Origin of the sequence: Natronolimnohabitans innermongolicus JCM 12255, assembly GCF_000337215.1 — an archaeon.
Lineage (GTDB): Archaea > Halobacteriota > Halobacteria > Halobacteriales > Natrialbaceae > Natronolimnohabitans > Natronolimnohabitans innermongolicus.
In genome coordinates, this window is record NZ_AOHZ01000061.1 from 17,856 (window position 1) to 43,404 (window position 25,549).

Consider the following 25,549-nt stretch of genomic DNA (forward strand, 5'->3'; position numbering starts at 1 on the left):
GCTCAGAATCCGTCGGCGTACTTATCCCGTCGGTTGACGTCGATCTCGCTGACGCTCGAGCCCTCCCGACTGGCCGCGAACAGAACGGCCTCGGCGACCTCTTCGGGTTCGCTGGCCTCGCCCTCTTCGAAGTGCTCTTCGAACGTCTTCCCGTCGGTCGCTTCGAACGCCGAGCGAACTTCGGCCGGGTTGACGATCGTGACGCCGACGTCGTCGTCGCCGACTTGCGCGGCGACGCTCTTGGCGAAGCCGCGAGTCCACCACTTCGTCGCCGCGTAGATCGGGTTGAACGATCGTGGATACTTGCCGGCGAAGCTACCGACGTAGATCAGGTGGCCGTCGGTCTCGCGGACGTGGGGAATCGCCGCCCGCGTCGCGTAGAAGAGCCCGTCGACGTTGGTCTCCTGCATCGTCTCGTACTCGTCGGTGGTCATCTCCTCGAGGTCGCTCCCGCGGGAGAGGCCGGCGTTGTTGACGAGGACGTCGATCCCGCCGAACGCGTCGACGGTCTCGTCGATCAGCGCGTCGACCTCGTCCTCCTCGCGGACGTTCGTCGGTACGACCAGCGTTTCGACCCCGTGGTCGGCCTCGAGTTCGGCGGCGAGGTCCGCGAGGCGATCCTCGCTACGGGCGGCGAGCACGACGGACGCCCCGGCGGCGGCGAACTCGCGACAGGTCGCGGCGCCGATACCCGAACTCGCACCCGTGACGATGGCGGTTTTGCCCTCGAGTGACGTTCGTACCATATCGAGGGTTCTCGACGGCCGGAGGCTAAAAATCGCGGTTTGCGGTAGTTTTCTGGTGGTGCTGGGACGTGACTCGGGGGACGTGACTCGAGGGAGGGACTCGATGATGTGATCGAGGGAACGCGTGATGTGATCGAGGGAACGCGTGATGTGATCGAGGGAACGCGTGATGTGATCGAGTGAACGCGAAGTGGATCGCCCGTGTCAGCGTTCGCGCACACTCCTAACGGATTTCACCTCGAGCTTGCGGGGCAGTGAGTTTGGTCGTCAGCGAGCTTGTCGGGCAGCGAGTGTAGGCGTTAGAAGTTTACTCATCAGCGAGCTACCGACACGGTCGTGGCAACGAGGAGTCCCACGCCCTCCCCATCCGACTCGTTCACTCCCGTCGGTCGTTCACTCGTCCCTCGCGAGTCGACCCGCGGCTCGCCGTTCGCTCGCCGCGGCTCTGCGCGCCGAAACTACGCTGTTCGGTGGGCGTGGGCGATCCCGGAATCAGCCGCTCAGTACCCCTCGATCCCGTACAGGTCGCCGTACTTCGACTCGACGTACTCGAGGAACGGATCGGCGGTCAGTGCCTCGCCGGTGGCGCGCTCGATCAGTTCCTGGGTCGTGTACTGCTTGCCGTGCTGGTGGACGTTCTCGCGGAGCCAGCCGTTGAGTTCCTCGAAGTCGCCCTCGCGGACGTCGTCGTCGAACGAGCCGAGTTCGTCCTCGGCGGCCGCGTACAGTTGCGCCGCGAGGACGGAGCCGAGCGAGTACGTCGGGAAGTAGCCGAACGAGCCGTGCGACCAGTGGATGTCCTGCAGGCAGCTCTCGGCGTCGGTTTCGGGGCGGACGCCCAGGTACTCCTCGTACTTGTCGTTCCACGTTTCGGGGACGTCCTCGACCGCGAGGTCGCCCGATATCAGGTCGCGTTCGATCTCGAAGCGGATGACGATGTGGAGGTGGTAGGTCAGCTCGTCGGCCTCGGTCCGAATGAGGTTGTCGTCGTAGACCTGATTCGCGGCCTCGTAGGCGTCTTCGGGCGAGACGTCCTCGAGTTCGGGGACGCGCTCGCGGGCGATCGGGAGGAAGTGTTCCCAGAAGGCTCGAGAGCGACCGACGTGGTTCTCCCAGAGTCGCGACTGGGATTCGTGGACCGAGAGGTCGCGGGCTTCACCGAGCGGCGTGGCGTAGCCGTCGTCGGGGAGCCCGAGCGTGTAGTTCGCGTGGCCGAACTCGTGGATTGTCGACGTAATGGAACCGAGCAGGTCGTCTTCCTCGAAGCGAGTGGTCACCCGGGCGTCGAACTGCGTCCCGGTGGAGAACGGGTGGGGGGCGGTGTCGAGGCGGCCGCGATCCCAGTCGTAGCCCAGCGAGTCGAGCGCGTCGCGGGCGAGGGCCTCTTGCTCGTCGTCGTCGAACTCGCCGGCGAAGGCGTCCGTGGTCAGTTCCGCGTCGCTCTCGTCGACCGCCTCGATCAGCGCCACCAGTTCGTCGCGCAGGCGCTCGAGGACGCGCTCGGCCGTCTCGAGGTCGATGTACGGTTCGTAGTCCGAAAACAGCACCTCGTAGGGGTCGGCGTCGGGGTCGATGTGATTCGCATACTCCCGCTTGAGTTCGACCAGGTCCTCGAGGACGGGCGCGAACGCCTCGAAGTCGTCCGCCTCTTTCGCCTGCTTCCACTTCGGGTGGGCGTTGGCCGTCGTCTCCGAGATCTCGGCGACGAGTTCCTGCGGGACGCTGGTCTCGCGGTCGTAGCGCCGACGGACCTCGCGGACGACGGCGGCTTGCTCGTCGTCCAGTTCGGCGTCCTCGAGTTCGTCGAGCAAGTCGCCGGTCTCGTCGGCGGTCAGCAGTTCGTGGCCGAGCGAGGACAGCGTCGAGAGCTGCTGGGCTCGAGCGGGCGTCCCCGCCTCGGGCATTACGACTTCCTGGTCCCACTGGAGGACGCCCGCCGCGTTCGAGACGTTCGCGATTCGTCGGACGCGCTCCTCGAACTGGTCGTAGGTGTCCGGAGTCGACTCCTGTGAGGGCTGATCGGTCGCCATTGGCTCCCGATACGGCTGGCCGTCGTATCAACGTGGCGCTACACCGCGGACAGCGGTTGACTCCGGTTCCGCGAGCACTGTCGATGCCGAGCGACCAATATCGTGTCCGATTTACGATAGATCGGGCGAGGAGAGTGTTTGGGATCTGTTTCAGTGGCGCGTTCCGACGCTCTGCTGTCGATTCTCGAGTTCGGCGAGGATTGTACGGAACGTGCAAGCAGTGGCGTATTCCGGAGCGCTGACGTATGTCTCGTTGCTATGGTCGTCGCATCAGCGATCGTGTTCCTCGTTAGCCTGCTAATCGGCGCGTTGGGTATCTACGTCGGCGCCCGCATCATCGTGGGCGCGGGCGACTACGACCACGCGATCGTCACCGCGTTGATCGGGGCGGTCGTCTGGGCCGTCGTCGGCTTCTTCGTGGGGTGGATACCCCTGTTGGGGCCGCTACTGGCCTTGCTCGCGTACATCGCCGTGATCAACTTCCAGTACCCCGGCGACTGGACGGCCGCGGCGATGATCGGCCTCGTCGCCTGGGCGACGATCCTGGTCGTCCTGTACGCGCTCGCGGCGCTCGGAATCACCGGCTTCGAAGCCGTTGGCGTTCCGGGCGTCTGACGGGCGCAGAAACGTCCGTCCGACGGTTACACGAACGGTATTTTTCGGCCGGTAAACGCAATCGCTGTCGCGAAATAGCGTCGGCAGTCAGCGCTGTATCTGCGCGACGAAATCGTCGGCGTCGCCGTCGAACTCCCGGACTGACTCGAGTACGGTACGCAACTCGTCACACCGTCGCGTCGGCGTGACCGCGCCTGCCTCGTGATCGAAGTCGACGAGGCGGTAGTCGGCGAGTCGCGGCAGTTTCTCGTGGTGCAGTCGAATCGCGGCCTGCTCGTCGTCGAAGCGGTCCTCGAGTTCGGAGATCGGAACGGTTCCGCCGCGCTCGGTCAGGAGATAGAGGATGTATCGCGTCTGCTCGTCGGCGAGTAACTGGAAGAAGTCCTCGAGTTCGAGAGGGAGGTCGGTCGACGCATCGGTGCCCGCGTTTAGGGCGAACTGATCGACGTTCGATCCGGCGTCTGGTTTCATACCGAACACCAAGCGACGAAAGGGTTGTAAACGCTGCTCCAACCTATGTTGGCAGTGTCGGTGAAAGGACATGTCATGTGATGACACGCAGCGTGGGAGGCTCAAACGGAAGGTGAGTGATTTTACATAAGGCGTGAAACGAGCCAGAGATGAGGCAACGGACGGTTCTGCCCCGAGAACGCGATCCCGTCGGCGTGTAAGAGTATCGGCGTCATTTCGCTCGTGTGAGCGCGACGCAGTGATAGGCTATCGATGGACCTCGATGCGGACGAGGCGCAGTATTTCGGCTGCAGGAAACGGCGTCGAAGTTCGAATACAGCGTCGTAATCCGAAGGCTGCCGGAACGAGCGCAACGTTATATATCTGCGAGAGCATCCAGTATTATGACACCTTGGGGGAACGACGAATCGGGGAACCTCTCCGCAGACGACGCTTTCGCGATCCTGGCCAATCAAACACGCTTCGAGATCGTCCAGACGCTGTGGGAACTGTACGAACCGGACGATCCGGCCAACGTGGTCAAGTTCGCGGACCTGTACGATGGGGATAACGCGGTTTCGTTCTCGGAACTGTACGACACGGTCGACTATAACGACACCGGGAACTTCAACTACCATCTCGAACAGCTCACCGGTCACTTCGTCCGCCAGTCGGACAGCGGGTACGAACTCACCGAAGCCGGCTTCGAGATCGTCCGGGCGGTCCTCGCGGGAACGGTCCGCGAGCGCCCGCGTCCTGACGCTGTGGAGATCGACGCAAACTGTCCCCGGTGCGACGCCCCTGTCGTCGCTGATTACGAAAACCACCACTTGAGCGTCTCGTGTAGTCAGTGTCCGGGCATCTGGCAGAACGTGACGGGCGAGGACGGCGTCCTCTTTACGTTCCCGCTTCCGCCGGCAGGGCTGTCTAACAGAACACCGGACGAGGTGTTCTACGCGACGCTCGTGTTCAATTTAAATCGAATCAGATCGTTTATCGACGGCGTCTGCCCCTACTGCTCAGGACCGGTTCATGAGTCGCTCGACGTCTGTGAGGAGCACGACCCTCGCGACCGGGGCGGGTGTCCGCAGTGTCACCGTCAGCACGCAGTCGAAGTCGCGGAAGTCTGCCACCAGTGCAAGGCGGTCGCTCGCGGACCACTCGCGATCGCGATCCTCTCGCACCCGGCCGTGGCGGCATTCTACCATGATCGCGGATTCGAGCACCGGTTTGCGTCCTGGGAGACGTTCAGTCGCGCACAGACTGTCGAGGAGTCAATTCTCGAGACAGACTCGTTACGCATCCGGCTCACGGTTCCCTGTGAAGGCGACCGACTGCGATTGACGCTCGACGAGTCGCTCTCGATCGTCGAGGCCGTCCAAGAGACCTCGCTGGAGCGGGACTGACGCTGTCGAGAACCGATGGCAGCCGCGGCTCGATCATCGGCTTCGGGAGTCCACCGGCAGAATGGGGCAATATGGGCTGTACTGGGGTACAGTAACTTCACCGTCAGTAATATAATACAGCGTACACTTATCTGTCAGATCCGCGAAGTCGAGTCGATGTCACGCGGGAAATACCGACGGCAGGTACTGGCACTGATCGGATGTAGTTCGGGGGCGATGCTGGCCGGATGCTCGAGCGGAAGCGACGACGGAACGACCAGCGGTAGCAGCGATAGCAACGGCGGTGACGAGAATACCGAAGAGTCGACGACCGAGGTGCCGGACGACCTGACCGCCGCCGACGTACTCGCCGAGGACGAGGTATCGGGGTTCGTCGCGGAGTTCGAGGCCGGTGACGAGAACCCGATAACCGGTACCCAGATCGTTCACGAGGAGGACTTCTACCTCGACGAAGAGACTAGTGGCGTCGAACGGTACGCCGTCGGTGACTCGATCTACATCGTCCACCGCGGCGGGTGTGACGTCGAAGACCGCGGCGATTCGAACGAGATGAACGACGCCTACGTCCCCGCTGAGCCGGCCCGCGGGCACTCGCTCGAGGACGTCCCCGTCTCGCACTCGACGACCGTCGACGGTGAAGCGGTCTACGTGATCGAACCCGACGAGCTAACGACGATGTACGTCAGCACCGAGACGGGCTACCGGGTGCGCATGGAGTCCGGTCCGAGCACCGTCGCGGAGTTCCACTCGTGGGGAGAGACGGATCCGATCGAGCCACCAGAGGAAGACTGCGGTATTTGAAGGCCGCGGGTGGCTGACGGAAGCCGACAGCGGGTCGAAATGGCGACTCCCGCACTCGTTCAACAGTAGAACACGATGACGACCCGTACCCAGGTGAGGATCGACCCGTTCGCCATCTGGGTTCGGGTTCCTTCCGACGGTTTCGACGACGGAGGTCGATATGTTCGACCGTCTCGACGGTGTCGGTCCGTCACCGTTCGTCGTGTCAGTACGAACTTGATCGGCGTTTCGCACCAAGGTGGAGCAATCGGGCGTCCGATTCCACGTCGTCGAGACGACGGATCACCCCGGCGTGCCCACACCGGGTTCGTCCTCGACGACGTCGTCCACCGGCTCCGGCGCCGGCTCACCCTCTTTTTCGGCCCGACTCACGACGTCGGCGAACGTGCTCGAGCGGTCGGCGATGTAATCCATCGTCTCGCTGTCCGGGCTCTCGCCGTCGGCCTCGACGAGGTACGTCGTGATCACGACCGTCTTGATCCACGGCGAGAGGAGGCCGAAGTACCCGACGGCCACGAACCCGCCGATGACGAGCCAGACGACGGTCTCGACGATCGTCCCGAACCCGCCGAGAGCTCCTGACAGCACCGCCAGGCCGCCGACGAACGCGAGCATGGTACCTTGCATCCCGAGCACAATCAACAGCGTCGAGCCGAGCACGGGCTTCCAGGTCTTCCCGTAGAGGACGATACCGTCGCGGGCAGCCGTCCAGGTTTCCTTCTCATCGTGTAAGAACATGTGAGCCAGGATGGCCTGGTCGATGTACGACGCCGCCAGTCCGATCGCTTGCGTCACGATTCCCATCAGCTGTCGCAATGCGGGGACGAAATCCGCCAGCTGTCCGAGGGAGGCGACGGCCTTGTTGAACTGTTTGAGTACCGTTTTGATGACCTGATCGACGGCGAACAGCGCGCTGGCTTCGACGAACCGATCGGACACCTGCTGTTTGCCGAACTGGAGTTGATTGTCCGGAACCTCGCCCGTCTCGACGACGTGTGCGATGACGGCGATGTGGCCGGCGGTGACCAGATAGAGGACGTACCGGTGGAGTAGTTTGACGAGTCCACCGAACACCACAGTCGCCAGGAGGATCAACACCAGCCCGATCACCCCCGAGACGCCGATCGAACCGAACAGGATCCAGAGGACGAGCCCGAACCAGAGGACCGCGAGCAGTGCGAACCCTACGCCGACCGCGAACCGGACCGCGACCCACGGCATCGTCTTCAGGAATATACTCGTTGCCTTGCCGAAGTGTAGTACCATCTCGACAGTATCATACGACAACCGATATTAATGTTTGGCAGACAGGTCTGTATTATTATATAGTAATAAAAATGGTGGCTTATAGTGGCGGTTAATGGGTGAGATGGGGTGTCCAGCGGTGGTATCGGCGTACTCAATGACAACTATCGGAGACGACCAATTCCGGTCGCTCGAGCGGTAGTCCGTAACTACCATGGGCCGTGGTCCGTGCGAACAGGAAGTAGGCAACGCTCGAGGAGACCGTACTGCAAGTGCCGAAAACGACCGCCTGTGTGGACGTGAACGCACCTCGACGACCGGTACCGACCGCTCGAGAACGGAACGTCGAGCGCCGCGGCCGACGCGGACTATTAGGCACTTCCCGAACGAGCAGTACTCGAGTACAGAAAGTTCTGTTACAGTATCGTACTACAGATCACACTTATCGATTCACGAAAGTTGAATTGTAGCGATAATACCGAATGGAAACGAATCGGGTTCGACTACGAGCCCGACTCGCCAGCTACTCCGCGAGGTCCGGAGCGCGGACGACCTCGCCCTCGTCGACGAACTGGTGACCGACGACTACGTCCACTCCGATCCGCTGCTCCCGGAGTCGCTCGATCGAAGTCGACCGACACTCTGTCTGTTCCAGCCGATGGCGGGGTCCACCCGCAGCGTAGGACCGCGGTTTACAGAGATAACAGGAGAAAGCCCACGGCTTTAGCCGTGGGAGGATGTCAACGCGGCCAGTTTTCGGCGGTTCGGCGGTAGGTCTCGTAACATCGCTCGAGGACTTCGAGCGAGACGCTCTCCGTTTCGGTGTGAGCTTCGCCGGGCTCGGATGGCCCGTAGATCACGCACTCGGTTCCGGCATCGGAGAGCCAGCCCGCGTCGGTCGCGTGCGGTTTCGTCACGAGTTCGGGCGACCCAGACTGGGTGCCGTCGGCCGCCTCGAGCACCGCCGTCGCGAACCGCTCGTCGCCGCATCGCATCGGCGGTAGATCCTGATCGACGGTCCACTCGACGCCCTCGAGGTCGGCGACGCGCTCGAGGTCGGCCCGCTCTCCGGGGACGGTCCGCTCGTCGACGGTCACCTCGCAGCGCTCGGGGATCACGTTCATCGCTGTGCCGCCCTCGATTTCGGTGACGACGAGACTCCCTGCGAGGGTCTCCCCGGCGACGTCGACCGCGGGAGCCTCGAGGGTCCGCACGAGGTCGACGGCGTCGGCCGCGCGGTAGATCGCGTTCTCGCCGACGCCGACCTCGCTCGCGTGGGCCGCGGTGCCGCGGGCGGTGATCGTGCTCCCGCGGCGACCCTTGTGGGCGACGGCGACGTCCGTCACGCCCGAACTCGAGTAGCCCGTCGAGCCCTCGCCGACGACGGCGTAGTCGGGCGCGAACCCCTGTTCGATGGCGTGGCGGGCGCCGACGCCACCGACTTCCTCGCCGACGAAACTGGCGAAGACGAGTTCGCCCGCGGCGTCGTCCGCGCCGACCGCGGCATCGCGAAACGCGAGCATCGCGGCCGCGACGGCGCCTTTCATATCCGCCGTACCGCGGCCGTACAGGCGCCCGTCGCGTCGCTCGACGACGTACTCGCCGTCGGCGTCCACCTGCGAGGGAGCGGGCTCGACCACGTCGTGGTGACCGACGAGTGCGAGCGATTCGTTCGCCGCGTTCGTGGCGCTCGCTCCCTCGGCGCCGCGGCGGGCGATCACGTTTCCAACTTCGTCTCTGCGCACGCGAGCGTCGGTTTCGCGGCGTAGCCACGACTCGATGAACTCGCCCGCGGCCGTCTCGTCGGTGTGGCTGGGGATCGAGACGAGTTCGCGGGTCAGTTCGGCAACGTCCATGTTCGCCACGTCGACGCTCGGGGAGTTGAGACCACCGGTCCGTCTCACCCGAGTCGCTCGTAGACCGGCCTCGTCGTCCCGGGTTCGGCGTCGGTGAGCCTCGAGACGGCTTCCCCGACCGACTCGAGGCTGGCCGTCTGTTCCTGGCTGGCCGCGGCGACCGACTGGGCGGCCGCGGCGACCTCGTCTGCACTCTCGGCGACGTCTTCGACCGTCGCCGCCGCCCGCTGGACGTTTCGCGCCTGCTGGTCGGTCGCCGCTGCGACGTCGTCCATCCGCGCCGCCGTCTCGCGTGCGGCGTCGTGGATCTCCTCGAGGTCGGCCATCGAGTCCCGGACGCGATCGGCGCCCCGGTCGACCCGCTCGACGGTTCGGTCGGTCGCGTCGACCGTCTCGAGGGCGTCCTCGCGAACGCCTTCGACCGCCGTTTCGATCGACTCGAGGTCGCGTCGCGTCTGGGCGGCGAACGACTCGACTTCCTCGGCGATGACGCCCATCGTCCTGGCGTTCCCGCTCGCGTCTCCACCGGCACTTCCGTCGGCGCCCGAGCGCGTCGCCTCGATCTTCGCGTTCTTCGCCAGCACCGCCGTTCGTTCGGCGACTTCGTCGAGGCGCTCGAGAACGGCGTCGATCTCGTCGGTGCGCTCCTCGAGGGCGGCCGCGGATTTGGCGACGTCCTCGGTGGCGGCTTCGATTTGCTCGAGTTCCTCGAGGGCCTCGGTGGCCGCGCTCGCGCCGTTCGACGCGAGGCGTTCGGTTCGCTCGCTCTCCTCGCTGACGGCGTCGGTCGTACTCGCCACCTCTTCGATCGCGGCGCTCAGTTCGCCCAGTTCGGTCGCCGCCTGATTCGTGTCTTCGGCCTGGCTCTCGGTGTGCTCGCTGATTGCGACGGCGCGCTCGGCGATCTCTTCGCTGGCGTCGTGGAGCTCCTCGATCGGGCCCTGAACGTCTTCCTCGACGTCGCGTGCAAGCCGCTTCCGGCGCTCGATCGAGTCCTCGAGATCCTGTGCGTACGAGTCGACGTACGTCTCGGTCGCGATCTGCATGTCGAGGTTGATGATCCGAAGCAGGGAGAGGACGTCGTGCAGTCCGTCGTCGATCGCGTCCCTGACGGTCGCTTCGAACGATTCCTCGAGGCCGTCCTGCTGATCGTCTTCGACCTGGCTCTCGCTCCCGCCGCCGAACCCGAGCGCACCGGCCAGGCCGCCGAGTCCGCCCTCCGTTTCTTCGGTCTCGTTTTGTTCGGCCGCCCACGTTTCGATCTCCGCGATCACCTGTTCCTGAATTCGTTCGTTGAGCTGCTCGAGCAACAGATCGTAGTAGACGCCGTACTGCCCGATGTAGTGTTTGAGCGGCATGTCGAGCAGTTCGTGAAGTTTCCCGATCCGAGCGCGGTTCGCGAAGAACTCCTGGTCGTAGTCGCCGGTCGAAAGCGAAACGAGGTAGGCACTCTGGGTCTGCTTGAGCGCGTTGACGTCCTTCGGCGACCGCTCGATCACCGTCCGCGTCCCCTCGTACCCCAGCAGATTTTCGTAGAAGTCGTCGGCGATCGCCGTCTGATTGTCCCGAAGCAGGTCCTCGAGGTCGGCGAGTCGCCGCTCGTCGTCCGCGTCGAAGCCGATGAAGTGCTTTCGCCAGTCGAGTTCCTGTTCGGTCAGCCCGATCCGGTCGACGAGTTCGTCGACCTCGAGAAACTCGTTGAGTTTCCCGGTTCCGAACGTCTGCGCAGGATCCATTGTATGAACATATTCGGTGAGTGGCTGAAATGACGGCGCCAATTCCTATCGACTGGGAACACTGTAAATCTATCGTGATGGTTTCCGTGGGGGAGCCGCTGACGGGCGTCCCGGTACCCCTACGGCGGCGTTCGAAGGTGGAACATCCTTATACGTGTCCGCCGACCAGCTAGCATATGAACGTCGTGCCGGATACGAGCGTGGTCATCGACGGCCGCGTCTCGGTGGCGATCGAAGACGGGCAGTTCGAGGGAGCGACGATTTCGGTGCCGGAAGCCGTCGTCGCGGAGCTCGAAGCGCAGGCCAACGACGGGATCGAGAGCGGCTGGGACGGTCTCGAGGAACTCCAGCGTCTGGCCGACCTCGCCGACGAGGGAACGGTCGAACTCGAGTACATCGGCGAGCGGCCGAGCGCCATCGAGCGGGGCCACGCCTCCGAGGGAGAGATCGACGCGCTGATCCGGGACCTCGCGGAGGACCACGAGGCGACCTTCATGACCAGCGACGTCGTTCAGGCGGAGGTCGCCCGGGCGAAGGGCCTCGAGGTCGAGCACGTCTCCCCCGAGGTCCGGGAGGTAGGTACGCTCACGGTCGAGAACTATTTCGACGACCAGACGATGAGCGTCCACCTCAAGACGGACGCCGTCCCGAAGGCAAAGCGGGGCGAACTCGGCGAGATGCACTACGAGCCGATCGCCGACGAGCCGCTTGAGGAGGCGACGATGGACGAGTACGCCCGCGAGGTCATCGACGGCGCCAAGGAATCCTCGGAGGGCTTCATCGAACTCTCCCAGCCGGGGATGAAGATCGTCCAGTTTCGCGACTACCGAATCGCCATCGGGCGACCGCCGTTTTCCGACGGCATCGAGATCACGGCCGTCCGGCCGATCGCCCAGACCGACATCGAGGACTACGAGAACGCCGACGAACTGAAAGAACGGCTGCTCGAGCGCCAGCGCGGCGTCCTCATCTCGGGAGCGCCGGGAGCCGGGAAGTCGACGTTCGCACAGGCGGTCGCCCGGTTCATCTCGAATCACGACTACGCGGTCAAAACGATGGAGAAACCGCGGGACCTGCAGGTCGGCCCCGAGATCACCCAGTACACCGAACTGGGCGGCGAGATGGCCAACACGGCCGACGCCCTGCTGATGGTCCGACCCGACTACACGATCTACGACGAGGTCCGCAAAACCGACGACTTCGAGGTCTTCGCGGACATGCGCCTGGCGGGTGTCGGCATGATCGGCGTCGTCCACGCGACGCGTCCGATCGACGCCCTCCAGCGACTCGTGGGACGGGTCGAACTCGGGATGATTCCACAGGTCGTCGACACCGTCGTCTACATAGAAGCTGGGGAGGTAAACACCGTCTACGACGTCCGGACGGAGGTCAAGGTCCCCGCCGGCCTCACCGAGGAGGACCTCGCCCGCCCGGTGATCCAGGTCACGAACTTCGAAACCGGCGAGCCCGAGTACGAGATCTACACCTTCAACCGCCAGGTCGTCACCGTCCCCCTCAAAGACGAGGAGGGCGGCCCCGGCAGCGAGTCCGGCGTCGACCGCATCGCCAAACAGGAGATCGAACGCGAGATCCGCTCGATCGCGCGGGGTTACGTCGACGTCGAACTCCGGAGCCAGGATAAAGCGGTCGTCTACGTCGAAGAGAACGACATCTCGAGCGTCATCGGCAAGGGCGGCGGTCGGATCACCGACGTCGAGAACCGCCTCGGCATCGACATCGACGTCCGAACCCACGACGAGAACCCCAACTACGGCGCCGGCGGTGGTGGCGGCGGAGCGACCGCCAACGGCGCCGGCGGCGGTGGCGGGGGCCAGCAGACCGCTGGCGAGATGGTAACGCCCGAAATCACCTCGAGACACATCGTCATCCCCGTCGACGGCAACCACGGCGAGACCGTCGAGGTGCAGGCCGGCGGCGACTACCTCTTCACCGCGACGGTGAGTCGCGGGGGCGAGATTCAGGTGTCTCGAGGGAGTGCGATCGCCGACGAGTTAGAGCAGGCGATCGATCGCAAGGAGCCGGTGTCGGTCGTGCCGTCGTAACAGTTGTTGGCAATGTGATCTACTTTATTCAGTCTGACCGGCTCGGACACTGCGAGATCCTTACCGGTTATTGTTCGGTTGTCAGTGCTCCGACTTCGGATTTTCTATCTGTTTCTTGACGTTGGTTTCATCTGGAGTGACGGGCTTCACTCGAAGCTCTCCGAAACCGTACTTCGAGTGGTTCCCGGCGCGGGTCACTCCAGAGATCGCGGTCTCCACCGGACGGTCGCCGTCGTAGCCGACGACCACACCGTGATCGACGGTTTCTAACTCGTAGATGTCTCCGCCCTCGATGATCTTCTCCAGCCGCTGGCGTAGCCGCGCTTCGTCGTCTATGCTCCACCACCAGGGCACGTCCACGTTGTTCGCCTTCGGGTACTCTGACCGGAGAACGAACGGCGTCACGAGTTCGAGGATGAACGCCTCGCCGTCTTCGAGACGCGAGTAGTCTAGGGCCTCCAGGTCAACGACCTGCGTGTCTTTCAGCGTGGTCGTCCCGTAGCCGTAGTTACGTTTGCCGCCGAACTGGAGTCCATCGAGCACGTCCTCGCCCAGGGGGAGTACGCCAGGGTCATCGGCGTGCAAGTAGGCATTCACGTACCAGCGCGTGGTCTGCTGCTGTTTCCGAGCGTCGTCGGGCCGACCCATGATCGTCTCGTGAGCCAACGCTGGCATCCCACTCTGGAACCGGATATCGTGGGCGTTCAGTCCGTCGCGGGGTCGGGTATCGAGCAGCCACGGATGGTCGGGATGCCGAAAGAGGAACAGGTCGTTGTAGCTCTCCACGTCAGGGAGCGACGACCCCATGTACGGGCGAATGCCACTCTGTGAGTGCTCCTCGGGGAACGTCCCGAACTGGCCGGGAACGAACATCCCGTGGCTGGCGTTGATGTGCTGGTGGATGTCGTGCTCCAGCTGCATCCCGAGCGCGTGGTAGATCGCGTTCCCCGAGACGTAGTAGGGGTGCCCGAGATAGTCCATGTCGAGTTCCCAATGGACCTGCTGGATGCGGGTCACGCGTTCTCCCTCCGGGTTTCGAGATCCTCGATGTACTGGAGCGCAGTGCTCCAACTCCAGATCCGCCGGAGGTTCGCATCGAGCACCATGTCGTGCTTGTCGTGATTGACATCGAGCGGGTGCGCGGTGAGGCGCTTCCACGCCGACTCCCACGACCGCCACGGGCGGCTTCCAAGGCGGGCCCACGGTTGCCCGCCTGCACTCCCGTCGATACGGAGCGCGAAGCGGTCGCCCGCGTAGACCGTCCGGTGGGGCACGATCTCCTCGCTATCGTCCACGACCAGGAGGAGATCGGCGAACTCGTGGCCGGCGCGGTAGTTGTCCAAGAGCGCCGCCACGAGCAGCGTGTGGAACTTCAAGCTCGTGTACGGGTAGTAGATGCTCTCGTTGAACCCGCTCGCTACGTCCGACGTGAGCCACGCCCGATGCATCACTTCGGGGTCGGAGCCCGTCAGCAGGTCGTTGATGGCCTCAGAGAGACGCGGACGTGAGAACTCCTTGGGGTCGTAGTGAGAGTCGCCCGTCAGCAGTGAGAGCCGGTAGTGCGTCTCGTGGTTGTCCACAGTCTGTTCGGGCTTCCCGTTGGGCCGTGAGAGCGCCGACGCGTCGCCGTCCGCGCCGTGCGGGACGGTCTGATTCACCGGGACGCCGTGGAAGGTGTCCGGCGCGTAGTCGTGCGTCTCGCCGTTGAGCTTGTGGGCGTCGTGGCGGTAGGCCGCGACCATCACGTTCTGACCGCCGTCGCCCTGGAAGTCGCTAAGGGTGGCGTTCTCGGGCATCTACGGCCCCTCCTCGATGCGCTCTTCCAGCGCCTCCACGAACGCCGGGCGGTACTCTTCGGCCCACTGGTCGTCTTTCTCGTCCATCTTGTTCGTGTTGCCCTTCCCGCGGTCGAAGACGCGCTTCAGTTCGCGCTCCTCGTACAGCGGATTGATGAGGTGGCAATCGACGATCCCCGCGCCGAAGTTTCGCGCGCCACCGAGTTGGTGCATGAAGTCCGTCTTGTGCCCATCTAGGAAGTTGATCCCCTCGACGAGCAGGCCGATGAACTCGGGCTTCGTCTCCCGGAAGGAGAGGTGCCAGCAACCGTCAAGATTCGCCACGGCGTCCACCTCGGTGTTCCGTAGCGGTTCGCGGTTGTCCTCTCGGTTGCGAGAGACGACGTTCCGGTTCAGCCGGCGGTAGTGGCCTTCAGCCTGTCCGCGCGTGTAGTCCACGCTGTAGCGGACAGGGTTGAACTTGATCGGACGACGCATCACCTTCCCGGGCTGGTTGCCGAATCCACCGAAGAGATCGAAGACGACACAGCCGTCGTCTTCCTTCGGGTCGTCGGTACACGCACCCTTCTCGTGATAATCGTCGTCGAGGTCGCGCTCGTAGACGCCGTCCTTCATGAAGTTCGCGTTGGCCTCACCAGGATGGCAAGCGGTCCCGCCGTACTCGTGGACGACGCGCTCCATTCCATGGCGGAGCCAGCCCGAGAGCGGGAACGAGGGGATGATACCGCCGATCTGGTTCTGTGGGTCGTCGTCCTCGTAGTTCCCATTGCTGGCGTGGTGTCGGTCGGTCATGATCGAATCGCCGACCACCAGCAGGTCAGTCTGGATGCGGACGAACACGTCGCGGTCGAGATCTTCAATCATGGGTGTTAGCAGCTTTCCAGTGCTGTTTTGAGGGCTTCGAGACTGCCGTAGCCAATGCCGCCAATCTCGTACTCCGTGTACGTAGTTCCCTCATCTGTGCGGACGATCTGGGCCGTCACACGGGGGTCACTGGATCGCATCGGTCACCCCCTGACTCTTGTACTCCTCTTCCAGTTCGTCAAGCAGGTCTTCCGCGTCTGCCAGAACGTGACGGGTGTGTTCGAAGTCTGAACATCCGGGTCCGTTCCCGACGTTATCGTCTTCGATGGCTCTCCCAAGGGTGAGGAACGACGAATGGATGAACCGCACGAGGTTGAAAAGCCGTACCTTCGGGCTTTGGCGGTCAAGGACACCGATCCGTTCGAGATCGTCACTCACGTGCTCAATGTACTCGTCGGACCGAGAAACCATCAGCCAGAACTCCTCTTCAACGTCTTCGCCATGCTCAATACCGTCGCTGATTCGGTGAGCGTGGGGATCGACCTCTTCGGTGAAGAACGACTGGATGTTGATCGACATCTCCTGCCGAGCAATCCGCTCCCAGTTTGGACCGTTGTCACTAGGCATCAGGCGGACCCCTCCGTTGAGATACTGCGTACGAAAGCTTCGAATGGACTCTCATCGTCGGCGTAGTAGTGCCGATCGGCCCAATCTCGATTATCTACTCTATCCCGGACAAACTTCACGTAGTCATCGACGAAGTGAACGTTGAGAACACACTTCTGGATGAGCAGGCCGTCTGGGACGACGTGGATCGTCCCGTCGCTCGTCCGGTAGACGTGGGACGCGCCTTCGGTGTTGTCGCCCAGCTCGATGTAGGTCGGGCGCGGAGCGTTGTAGTTGCGAGCGATGCCTTCAATGGGATTGGGATCTGATTTCTTCATGGGTTTCTGCTTCCCAGAAGCCCAGTCCGCGTGTCTCCAGCACGCGGACGTTTCCTGCGATGGTCACGCCCCGAGGGACCGGGCTCCCTTTACCCTGCCTTACTAGGCGTGGGTAATAAAAATAGCGGTGCCGTGTGAGGCAGGGGGTTAAGTACTGGGAATATGAATTGCCGCTATGGACGAGGACCGGGAACGAAACTCTCAGGGCCGATTTACTGCGGAACATGACGTGACTGCGGAAGATGTCTACGAAGCAATGGATCAGTTCGAACCCTATACCAGCCGGGAGATTGCCGACAATTTGGACATCCCGCGACGGACGGCGTACAAATTCCTTAATGATCTGGCGGACGCCGGACTCATCCGAAAGAAAAAGCCAGAGCCACGTCGTGCCATTTGGATCCGGAACGAGGAATGATCACGCATGGCTGAAGATGGGGCTTAGACCATGAGGCAGAGGAATCAAGTTATCAAACGATCAGCAATCAGGAATTATGGAGGAAACGGTATGAACGAACGGTCGGAGACGCGGATCCAGACTTTCAGGATGAGCTTGAGCCTGTCCGCGTGCCGATCACTGACCCGGCGTACCACAACCTCAAAACATAACTGCTGAAGAACATCGTCGAGCACGATGATCTCCCTTCCGCGGTCGGGGGACGTGATTTCAAAAACCGGCATGACAACGAGACGGTGCTTTAGTCGCATAACCCTAATTTCGTCACTCCCGACGGCGAACTCCCACCATATGATGCGTTCCCAATCCGGCGAGAGAACGTGTGGTTAGAACAATACATATCGAGAGCCGGGTTCCCACCGAAACCCGTACAGCGTCTCGTCCGTCGCGGCGACGAGTCGGTCGTCGACGAGGAACAGCTCGTCCCCACAGTCGACGTCTTCGTAGCGCTCCACCGACCACCAGTCGTCGCCGTCGGCGGCGACGCCGACGAGGTCGCAGCCGCGTCCGCCGTTTCCCTCGAGCGTCCCGTAGCCGTAGACGCCGTCGGCGTTAGCGACCGGCCCGGCGGTGAACCGAACGTCGTCGCGGTGCCACTCCCGCTCGCCCGTCCCGAGGTCGATCGCGGTCAGCGACTCGCCGCTGGCGTGATAGAGCCGGTCGGTCGAACCGGTCTCGACGATCGCCGGATCGTGCGAGCGCGGCGGTGACTCGAGGGGAACCGTATACGCCGACTCCCTGTTGCGGTCCAGTCCCCGAAGCTCGCCGTCGACGGCCAGCAGGAGCGCCGGTCCGGCGTCGCCGCCGGCAGTCTCGAGCCAGCCCGGTGTTGTGGCCAGTTCGACGTCGGCTACCACCGATCCGTCGGCGTCGACGGCGACGAGGAGTGCGTCGCCGTTCTCGCGGTCCTCGAGAGCAGTCCAGACGAGGTCGTCCGCGACGGCGAGGGCTCGTATCCGCGGGTCGTCCGGTTCGTCGCCGACACGGGACCCGAACAACCCGTCTTCGAACTCGAGGTGGAACAGCTCCGTGCCGTCGGTCGCGTCGAAGCCGACGACGCCGTCGGCGTGGCTGCCGGCGACGAGCGACTCGCTCGCCTCGAGTGCGAGTCGCGGCACTCGATCCGCATCGTCGTCCTCGTCCGGCTCGGTATCGGACGCGTCGCTCTCCTCGGCGTGGTACCACTCCGCTTTCCACGTCGTTTGGGCGCCCTCGGCGGTCGAATCGACCCTCGCTTGCCGCTGTTCGTCACCGTCGCGCTCGAGTCGCACGACCGTGCCGTCCTCGAGCGGGAGGAATGCGGCGCCATCGGCAATTGCCGGCTCACCGTGACGGCTGGCGTCGGGGCTCCCGGTCCACACCGCCTGACCGCCGCCGTCGTAGACGTGTACGGTCCCGTCGCTGGGACCGAACGGCCCCACGGAGCGCTCGAAGACGGCGAACAGGTGCGTGCCGTCCCCGAGCCAGGTTACGCTCGGCGAGCCGCCGTACGGATCGACCGATTCGGTCCAGTCGAAGTCGCCGGCGGCGGCCTGATAGCCGCAGCCGGCGAGCCCCGTCGCCAGGCCGGTTCCGACCGCTGCGAGCAGTCGGCGTCTCCCGAGTCGGTCGCCGATCATTCGGTTTCCCTCGCGAGCTCCCGAAGCCGTTCGATTCGCTTCGCTGTCGGCGGATGCGTGTCCGGGAAGATATCGGTGCTGACGAGTTCTTTCGAGGCGAAGTCGCGCCCCTCGAGCGGCGCGAGGTAGAGCGCTTCCGTGCCGCCGTCGAGCCGTCGCAGATCGCGGTCGGGAACGTCGGTCATCGTCTCGTCGATCGTCTCGAGTGCGCTCGCGAGTGCGGCGGGCGAGCCGGTGATCGTCGCGGCGGCCCGGTCCGCGGCGTACTCGCGCTCACGGGAGAGCACGCGGTAAAAGAGCACGCTCGCGGCCCAGAACATCGCCGAGACGGTCAGCGTCACGACGGCCGTGACGGTGATGACGACCACCGCGACGAGGAGCCCGCGTCCGTCGCTGTCGCCGCCGCTCGAGCCGCCGAATCCGTGACCGAGCAGGCGGTAGAACCCGTAAAGGACGTAAAACGCCGCGATCGCGAGGTAGTAGGTAATCGTCGGCAACAGCCACGCGACGGTCATCAGCCTCGCGTCCTGATTTCTGAGGTGGGCGAGTTCGTGCGCCAGGACGGCCTCGAGTTCGGCGTCGTCGAGTTCCTCGAGCAGCGCCGAGGTGACGACGACCCGTTCGTCGCCGCCGCCGGCGACGGCGAAGGCGTTCGGCGCCCGACTCTCGACGACCGCGACGTCGGGTTTGGCGACGTCGACCTGGGCGGCCAGCCGCGTCACGGTCGCGTGGAGGTCGGGATAGGCGTCCGCGTCGACTGATCGGCCGCCGACGGAGCCGACGACGGCGCGGGGACCGAACCGGTACTGGACGACGAGGCCGCCGAGGACGACGACGGCGAGCAAGACGGGGTCGACGTAGAACTCGCCGTGGTAGGGCCGTTCGTTGGCCCACTCGAGCAACGCGATGCCGACGGTGTTCGCGAGAGCCACGAAGGTGTAGACGAACGCGAACGGGAGGACGACGAGCAATCCGAGCGCGACGAGCATTCGGAGCCGGAGGGCGTGATCGTCTGGGCGGGACATTGTGACGGAAACCGTAGCTGTCGTTCGGTTGTAAGCTCTCGACCATAACTGTATTCCTCGCCGATCGGGGCCGAACCTACCGTTCGGTCGCGCTCGAGTCGGTCGCGGTGCCCGACCGGCCACTGTAAGACGTTCTCACTAGTAGCTGTTTAAGGGTTAAGCATTTATACGAGACGAATGTCTAACCAGGTACGAAATAAGATGGTGTTTGAACGCAAATGAGCGTCGATAAGGAAACGGCCGTCTACTCGGGAATCGGTCACACGAACGGCTCGTTCATCACGGATCGCCCCGGCCTGGAACTCGTTCGCTCGCGGATTACGAGCGATATTCGGACGGCCGTCGAGAACGCCGGCGCGGACGGCGTCGTCGTCGCGATGAGCGGCGGAATCGACTCGACGGTGACGGCGGCGCTGGCCGTCGAAGCCGTCGGCAGCGACCGCGTCCTCGGGCTCGGACTTCCCTGTCACAAGAGCGAGGCGGCAGGGGTCAGCGAGGCGCGGACCATCGCCGACGGGTTCGGCATCGAGTTCGAGGAGATTCAGCTGCGGCCGGTGCTCGAGGCGTTCGAGCGAACGGTCGCGGACGAGATCGACGACCGGGAGTCGGACGCGGACCGGCCGTACGAGCGCAACCACGCGGTCGGAAACGTTACCGCGAGGCTGCGGATGATCGCGGCCTACTACGCGGCAAACAGGCAGCGCCGGCTCGTCCTCGGCACCGCGAACCGGTCGGAACTGCTGCTCGGCTACTTCACCAAGTACGGCGACGGCGCGGCCGATCGATACCCGATCGGCGACCTCTACAAGACGGAAGTTCGCGCGCTCGCAAAGCGGATCGGCATCCCCAAGCGGATCGTCAGCAAGGCGCCCTCAGCGGGGTTCTGGGCCGACCAGACCGACGCGGACGAACTCGGCGCGACCTACGACGTTATCGATCCGCTACTGCAGCGTCTCGTCGACGAGGGGCTGACGGCGGGCGACGCGGCCGACATCCTCGAAGTGGACCGCGAGACGGCACGATCGATCGCGTGGCTCTGTGCCGAAACGGCACACAAGCGGTCGATACCGGCGACGCCAGGGATCGCGGACCGCGCCGTCGAGTGACCGGTTCGTCGGTCGCCGGTTAGCCGTCGCCGATCACTGCTGTCGGTACAGTTCCGTATTACGCCACCAGAACAGTCCCCACGAGAGCATGAAGCCGGCACCCATCGCGACGATATCACGGATGAGATCCGTCACGCCCGCATCCACCAGCGGGACGAGGGCGATCGCCGACCCCATCGCGGCACCGACGACGATGAAAATCAGGTCACCAATCATGTGTTCCCGTGAGTTCTCCCAGTACACCTGGCGCTCCTCGTCGTACCAGACGCCGATATAGATCAAGACCGGAGCCATGGACGTGATCACCGTAATCACCTGATACTCCGGCTCGAGCCCCGCTGGGCCGAGTACGAGCAAGTTGATCGAGTTCGCGAGAATCGCCATCGCGAACAGTCCGACCAGGAGCCATCCCCAGCGCGGTAACGTCTCTTTGTCCATGCAGGGAGACGGTCACCGCGAGAAAATAATCCTCCTGTTTTGGACTCCCACGCCGGCGTCGGGCTACTCCGCGCAGCAGGCGTCCTTTTTCGGGGACTCTTCGACGCCGTTTCCGTCGGCTGCCACCGGTTCCTCGAGACGATAGAGACTCTGTCGGGCGTCAGCGAAGTAGATGTCCTCGTCGACGATTCCGATATCTTCGAGGCGCTCGAGCGCGTAGCGGACGGTCCGGGCTGACAGCATCGATTCCTCGACGATCTGCTTTTGGGTCAACGGCCCGTCGTACTCGAGTACCTTGAAAACGAGTTTGGCACTCGGTGGCAAATCTTCGATGTCCTCCCCGTCGGTCTCTGCCATATTACGAATCGAAAGGTCCCAGCAGCATAAAAGTTGAGCCTTACCGTCGATAGCTGACGTGAAATATTCCAATACAATACTACGAGGAAATACTATTATGACGGGCGCTATTCCGTAATCTGGCTGTTTGACCGGGTAGTCAGACGCTGGTGAAATTTGGCAGTATCGAGACGGCGGTGACGCTACAGTTGCTGCCAGACGTCTTCGTCGTCGTCGAATCCGTCCTCGGGGTCCGCGAACTCGTCACTGCCCTCGAGTTCGAGATCGTCGGGCGTAATCGGGGGTTCGGCGTCGGCGACTGCTGACTGGTCCTCGAGATCCATCTCGGGCCAGGCGGTCTCCTCCCAGAGGCCGCGATCGCTGTAGTAGTAGACGACGCCGTCGCTGACGACGGCAAACAGCCCTCGTTGCGTGTCGTGGACGACGCGTTCGTTCGTATCGATCGCGACGTCGACGACGTCCTCGATCGTATCGAGCGAGACGTGATAGTCCCCGATCCACATCGGGATCGACCCCCGCGAGATCCACTCGGCGTAGCGCCGTTCGTGGACCGCCCGACGCGCGGCCGCTTCGTCGATCGGCGAACGGCGGGCGGCGAAGACGCCGCCGGCGATCGCGAGCGTACCGAGCAGCGAGAGCGCGGCGATCGCCGTGAGGTTTCGCGGCTCAGTCGTCTCCTCGGTTCCCGTCTGAACGGTGTTCTCGTCGGTTGCCGACAGCGACTCCTCGAGCCAGTAGGCGTCGTCAGTTACCTCGAGCGGCGATGACGCCGTGTGGACGCCCTCCGTCGTCCCGGTGTCGTACTCCGCGCGGAACTCGAGACGGAGATCGACCGCCCCGACGCCGGAGAGCGCGCTCTCGAGTTCCTGCTGTCGGTCGCGGTAGGCGTCGACGTCGATCGTCGTCTCGGACGTCGCCGCGCCGTCCTCGACGGTCGGCGACCCGTCTATCAGCGTGTGGGTCTCGTTCCAGAACACCGAGTCGTCGCGAGTCGCCTCGAACCGAAGCGTCAGTTCGTGGTCGACGACACCGTCGTCGATCGGCGTTCTGTCGCTCGTATTTTGCAACTCGGTCGTCGGCTCGAGGGTTAGCTCCGGCGAGTCCTCGAGCATGTACACGCCGCTGTTCTCGAGGCGATCGCCCTCGCTCCACAGCGCCCCGTCCTGGACGACGACGGCGCTCGTCTCGACGTCGCTCGAGACGCGTTCGTCCCCGTACTGGACGGTCGTCGACGTTGACGGCGTCGCGACGACCCAGCCGGTCGCCACGAGCGCGAGGACGCCGATGGCGATCAACCCAATCGCGATCGTTCGACCGTGCTCTGCGAGCACCAACTCGAGGCGCGGGTTATCGATCACGGACCGACCACCCCGGGTCTGGTCGGGTCACTCGAGACGGCGACCGGCACCCCCACGACTCCCGAACCGACCCGCCCCCACGGGCCGGTTGGAGAACGCACATGTATCGAGACACATCTATCGAGCAATATAACGATATTGGCCGCAGTCTCCCCTTGTCTCGTTACAACCATTTCTTGAACTTCCGCTCGAGTCGCGTCGAGAGCGGCACGTGATCGCCGGCCGAGCGGACGCGAATGTCGTTGTATCCGAAGACGAGAAGTACGAGCGCCACCGTGGCGCCGACGATAACGCCGTTGACCGCGGCGATCGCGGCGAGCGGGTGGAGTCCGTGGAGCCAGACGAGCACCGTCGGCGGGAGCACCATCAGGTATCGGTATTCGCGTACGTCTCGCGTGTACTCGCCGGTCTCCTCGGGAGCGGTCAGGGAGACCGTGGTTTCGCCGCTCGAGCGCAGTCCCACTGTCTGCGATTCGGGTTCCACCGCGGCGCCGCGGTCGGCCTCGTGGACGGCGACGATCGGCAGGTAGCCCGCGTTGTCGACGGCCTGCGTGAGTTCGCCGGTCTCACCGGGGGCGAGTACTTGCGGATCGTCGCTCGGCGAGTCGGTACTCACGAGCCCGTACTCGGCGGTTCCGGCGGGAACGACCATAGCCGCGGTCGCGAACGTCACGAACACCAGGAGAATCAATCCAAGCGCCGTCCAGAACGCAATCACGTTCGTGCGAGAGCGCGAGCGACTCGTCTCGCGTTGTCCGGGCCCCAGTTGGTCGAGGACCACGCCGAAGCCGAGTATCGCGACGCCGACGCCGACTAACATCGCGCCGAGCCCCTCCGAGTCGGGAGCGGACGCGACGCCGACGACCGACCCAACGGTGCCTATCGCCGACTCGACGACGCTCTGGACGCCCATGATGGCCGTGCCGAGATACGGGATCGTCACTGCGTTGCCGTTTACTTGCCAGGCGGTGGCGACGATCTGGCTCTCGGAGACGTGCGGTTCGCCGCCGTCTTGATCGGTAAAGGGATTGGCGTCGCCCCTGGTGACGTATCCCTCGTCGGTTTCCTCGACGACGCGGTGGGTCGTCAGCTCCCCGTCGTGGAGCTCCCGGGCTTCGAACACGATGATATCACCCTCGCCGACGTCACCGGAGACGACGCTCGGAATCGCGACGAAGCCGTCGCCGGCGTCCATCGTCGGCTCCATGCTCCCCGTCGCGACGTATCCGAGCAGGATCGGCTGTCCGAGCAGTTGGCCGACCACCAGGAGGACGATCAGGAGCCCGGCGCCGAGCGCCAGCGCTCGCTTTAGAAGTGCCGTCGACGTCATCGTGACCTCTCGAGGTGTGTCGCCATCGATTTCCCAGTCGGTTCGACGCGTGCTTTCGAGTCGAACAGCTTAAATGTCCCGTGGGGGAGCGTATCGAGGTACCGCTCCACTCGACGGACCGAACTCATCGTCCGGGGAGGAACTGCCAGCGGCGATTGGCGACGATTCCGAGCGCGAGAAGACTCCCCGCAAGCGGCGGTGCGAGCGCGACCGTCGTCGCCGCCGAGAGCTCGCGGTTCCAGACGAGCGGCGACTCCGCGTCGGAATCGGAGACAGTGATCGTCCCCGCGTCGACGCCGCTGACCGCGAGGTCGTACGTCCCCGCCGCGTCGAACTGTCGCTCGAAACTGACCGTTCGTTCGGACCCCGGCTCGAGGGCGATCGCCCGCGTCTCGACGACGATGCCGTTGACCGCGAACTCGAGGGTGCGCTGAACGCGCTCGTCGGTCGGGTTGGAGACGGTCGCTTCGACCGTCGCTCGCTCGCCCGCGGCGAGTTCGGTCGCATCGACCGTCGCTTCCGTGACTGTCGGGACCGGATCGTCCTCGGTTTCGTTCCCGTCGTCTGACTTGGCAACGGTTACGTCCGCGGTCGTTCCGCCGTCGATTCCGACGTCGTAACTGCCGGGCCACTGCATTTGGCGTTCGAACGCGACGGTCCGCGTCTCCCCGGGACCGATTTCGACGGTGCGACTGTCGACGACGGTCCCGTCGACGGTCAGGTCGGCGGTCGTCTGGACGGACTCGGTTCCGGGGTTGTGGTACGTTGCCTCGACCGTTATGGTCTCGCCAGGTTGAACCGTCGTCGGCTCGACGGAGACGGACTCGAGGGTGGGCTCTGAGTCGTCCACACCATCGTCGTCATCGTCCGAGTCCTCGTCTTCGTACGTCACGTGGACGGTGAACGTCTCCGTTTCAGATTGGACAACAGCGGTGTCAATCGCGATACCGATACCGACCGTCTGACCAGCGGACGGTTCGAGTGGGCTCGATTCACTGATCTCGGACGTTGGATCTCCGGTTTTGTGGAACTCGAGTCCGTCGATATTGTTCTCGACCCAGAGCTGATCGATCGACTCGTCACTAATCGTAATCGCGAATACGTCATCAACGGTCGTAGTCGCGCGCTCGTTAAGTTTCTCGAGGTCAAGTCTGAGTTCGTCGTCTTCAACTGTCGCGTACAGGGAGGTCGATTCGAGTGAAACACCGTGTGTCGTCTCGTCGGGTTGCAGACTGATCGCCGCTGTCGGAACTACGAGTGCGACGAGAAAGCAACAGACCGCGGCAGAGAGTAACGTTCTTGATGGCGACATCTGAACCCTGCTGTAGTGACTGGGCCTGATCGCTCGGCGACCACTACGGGCGGTC

Annotated in this window: 24 protein-coding genes; 6 read left to right on the forward strand and 18 right to left on the reverse strand. The window is 63.8% G+C overall.

Annotated features, from left to right (window positions below):
• Positions 1 to 2: 2 nt before the first annotated feature.
• Both C493_RS12890 and C493_RS12895 read right to left on the reverse strand, forming a co-directional pair.
• On the reverse strand, positions 3 to 746 hold the full coding sequence (locus C493_RS12890; protein ID WP_007259886.1) for an SDR family oxidoreductase: 744 nt from the start codon (positions 744 to 746) through the stop codon (positions 3 to 5).
• A 500-nt stretch (positions 747 to 1,246) separates the two neighbouring features.
• On the reverse strand, positions 1,247 to 2,776 hold the full coding sequence (locus C493_RS12895; protein ID WP_007259887.1) for a carboxypeptidase M32: 1,530 nt from the start codon (positions 2,774 to 2,776) through the stop codon (positions 1,247 to 1,249).
• A 258-nt stretch (positions 2,777 to 3,034) separates the two neighbouring features.
• Between C493_RS12895 and C493_RS12900 the strand changes: the two genes are divergently transcribed.
• Positions 3,035 to 3,391: a hypothetical protein gene (locus tag C493_RS12900; RefSeq protein WP_007259888.1), complete on the forward strand. Its 357-nt coding sequence runs from the start codon at positions 3,035 to 3,037 to the stop codon at positions 3,389 to 3,391.
• An 87-nt stretch (positions 3,392 to 3,478) separates the two neighbouring features.
• On the opposite strand, the gene C493_RS12905 is transcribed toward C493_RS12900, so the two are convergent.
• Positions 3,479 to 3,862 (reverse strand): ArsR/SmtB family transcription factor, encoded by a 384-nt coding sequence (locus C493_RS12905; RefSeq protein WP_007259889.1) that lies wholly within the window; start codon positions 3,860 to 3,862, stop codon positions 3,479 to 3,481.
• A 383-nt stretch (positions 3,863 to 4,245) separates the two neighbouring features.
• Between C493_RS12905 and C493_RS12910 the strand changes: the two genes are divergently transcribed.
• Positions 4,246 to 5,247, forward strand: coding sequence for a DUF7351 domain-containing protein (locus C493_RS12910; RefSeq protein WP_007259890.1), 1,002 nt, complete (start codon positions 4,246 to 4,248; stop codon positions 5,245 to 5,247).
• Between the two features lie 156 nt (positions 5,248 to 5,403).
• Positions 5,404 to 6,048: a hypothetical protein gene (locus C493_RS12915; protein ID WP_049889353.1), complete on the forward strand. Its 645-nt coding sequence runs from the start codon at positions 5,404 to 5,406 to the stop codon at positions 6,046 to 6,048.
• A gap of 282 nt (positions 6,049 to 6,330) precedes the next feature.
• Here the strand turns inward: C493_RS12915 and C493_RS12920 are convergent, their stop codons facing one another.
• The 3 genes from C493_RS12920 to C493_RS12930 form a co-directional block, all read right to left on the reverse strand.
• Positions 6,331 to 7,314, reverse strand: coding sequence for a hypothetical protein (locus C493_RS12920; protein ID WP_049889354.1), 984 nt, complete (start codon positions 7,312 to 7,314; stop codon positions 6,331 to 6,333).
• A gap of 719 nt (positions 7,315 to 8,033) precedes the next feature.
• Positions 8,034 to 9,149 (reverse strand): M20 family metallopeptidase, encoded by a 1,116-nt coding sequence (locus C493_RS12925; RefSeq protein ID WP_007259893.1) that lies wholly within the window; start codon positions 9,147 to 9,149, stop codon positions 8,034 to 8,036.
• A gap of 44 nt (positions 9,150 to 9,193) precedes the next feature.
• Positions 9,194 to 10,885, reverse strand: a complete 1,692-nt coding sequence (locus C493_RS12930) for a globin-coupled sensor protein (protein WP_007259894.1) — start codon at positions 10,883 to 10,885, stop codon at positions 9,194 to 9,196.
• A gap of 176 nt (positions 10,886 to 11,061) precedes the next feature.
• Between C493_RS12930 and C493_RS12935 the strand changes: the two genes are divergently transcribed.
• Entirely contained in the window at positions 11,062 to 12,948 is a 1,887-nt protein-coding gene (locus tag C493_RS12935) for a PINc/VapC family ATPase (protein WP_007259895.1), read from the forward strand.
• An 81-nt stretch (positions 12,949 to 13,029) separates the two neighbouring features.
• Here the strand turns inward: C493_RS12935 and C493_RS12940 are convergent, their stop codons facing one another.
• From C493_RS12940 to C493_RS12960, 5 genes are all read right to left on the reverse strand, one after another.
• Entirely contained in the window at positions 13,030 to 13,965 is a 936-nt protein-coding gene (locus C493_RS12940) for a hypothetical protein (protein ID WP_007259896.1), read from the reverse strand.
• Positions 13,962 to 14,744, reverse strand: a complete 783-nt coding sequence (locus C493_RS12945) for a hypothetical protein (RefSeq protein WP_007259897.1) — start codon at positions 14,742 to 14,744, stop codon at positions 13,962 to 13,964. The genes C493_RS12940 and C493_RS12945 overlap by 4 nt, the downstream gene beginning before the upstream one ends.
• Positions 14,745 to 15,608: a hypothetical protein gene (locus C493_RS12950; RefSeq protein WP_007259898.1), complete on the reverse strand. Its 864-nt coding sequence runs from the start codon at positions 15,606 to 15,608 to the stop codon at positions 14,745 to 14,747.
• Positions 15,609 to 15,734: 126 nt separating this feature from the next.
• Positions 15,735 to 16,175 (reverse strand): hypothetical protein, encoded by a 441-nt coding sequence (locus C493_RS12955; RefSeq protein WP_007259900.1) that lies wholly within the window; start codon positions 16,173 to 16,175, stop codon positions 15,735 to 15,737.
• On the reverse strand, positions 16,175 to 16,492 hold the full coding sequence (locus C493_RS12960) for a hypothetical protein (RefSeq protein ID WP_007259901.1): 318 nt from the start codon (positions 16,490 to 16,492) through the stop codon (positions 16,175 to 16,177). Before C493_RS12960 ends, C493_RS12955 begins: the two co-directional genes overlap by 1 nt.
• A 175-nt stretch (positions 16,493 to 16,667) precedes the next feature.
• Here C493_RS12960 and C493_RS12965 point away from each other — a divergent pair, with 175 nt between their 5' ends.
• The gene (locus C493_RS12965; RefSeq protein ID WP_007259902.1) at positions 16,668 to 16,910 is read left to right on the forward strand and encodes a helix-turn-helix domain-containing protein; all 243 of its coding nucleotides are present in this window, start codon (positions 16,668 to 16,670) and stop codon (positions 16,908 to 16,910) included.
• Positions 16,911 to 17,275: 365 nt separating this feature from the next.
• On the opposite strand, the gene C493_RS12975 is transcribed toward C493_RS12965, so the two are convergent.
• Both C493_RS12975 and C493_RS12980 read right to left on the reverse strand, forming a co-directional pair.
• Positions 17,276 to 18,568 carry a PQQ-binding-like beta-propeller repeat protein gene (locus tag C493_RS12975; protein WP_007259904.1) on the reverse strand — a complete coding sequence of 431 codons (1,293 nt, stop codon included), beginning with the start codon at positions 18,566 to 18,568 and terminating at the stop codon, positions 17,276 to 17,278.
• Positions 18,565 to 19,593: a M48 family metalloprotease gene (locus C493_RS12980; RefSeq protein ID WP_007259905.1), complete on the reverse strand. Its 1,029-nt coding sequence runs from the start codon at positions 19,591 to 19,593 to the stop codon at positions 18,565 to 18,567. The genes C493_RS12975 and C493_RS12980 overlap by 4 nt, the downstream gene beginning before the upstream one ends.
• A 218-nt stretch (positions 19,594 to 19,811) precedes the next feature.
• On the opposite strand from C493_RS12980, the gene C493_RS12985 reads away from it, so the two are divergent.
• Positions 19,812 to 20,699, forward strand: coding sequence for an NAD+ synthase (locus tag C493_RS12985; RefSeq protein ID WP_007259906.1), 888 nt, complete (start codon positions 19,812 to 19,814; stop codon positions 20,697 to 20,699).
• Positions 20,700 to 20,732: 33 nt separating this feature from the next.
• Here the strand turns inward: C493_RS12985 and C493_RS12990 are convergent, their stop codons facing one another.
• The 5 genes from C493_RS12990 to C493_RS13010 all read right to left on the reverse strand — a co-directional run bounded on the left by C493_RS12990 (position 20,733) and on the right by C493_RS13010 (position 25,494).
• Positions 20,733 to 21,137, reverse strand: a complete 405-nt coding sequence (locus C493_RS12990; protein ID WP_007259907.1) for a hypothetical protein — start codon at positions 21,135 to 21,137, stop codon at positions 20,733 to 20,735.
• A 63-nt stretch (positions 21,138 to 21,200) separates the two neighbouring features.
• Positions 21,201 to 21,494, reverse strand: a complete 294-nt coding sequence (locus C493_RS12995) for a MarR family transcriptional regulator (RefSeq protein WP_007259908.1) — start codon at positions 21,492 to 21,494, stop codon at positions 21,201 to 21,203.
• Between the two features lie 182 nt (positions 21,495 to 21,676).
• Positions 21,677 to 22,852, reverse strand: a complete 1,176-nt coding sequence (locus C493_RS13000; RefSeq protein ID WP_007259909.1) for a DUF5305 domain-containing protein — start codon at positions 22,850 to 22,852, stop codon at positions 21,677 to 21,679.
• Between the two features lie 163 nt (positions 22,853 to 23,015).
• Positions 23,016 to 24,182, reverse strand: coding sequence for a signal peptidase I (locus tag C493_RS13005; RefSeq protein ID WP_007259910.1), 1,167 nt, complete (start codon positions 24,180 to 24,182; stop codon positions 23,016 to 23,018).
• A 124-nt stretch (positions 24,183 to 24,306) separates the two neighbouring features.
• The gene (locus C493_RS13010) at positions 24,307 to 25,494 is read right to left on the reverse strand and encodes a CARDB domain-containing protein (RefSeq protein ID WP_007259911.1); all 1,188 of its coding nucleotides are present in this window, start codon (positions 25,492 to 25,494) and stop codon (positions 24,307 to 24,309) included.
• Between the last annotated feature and the right edge of the window lie 55 nt (positions 25,495 to 25,549).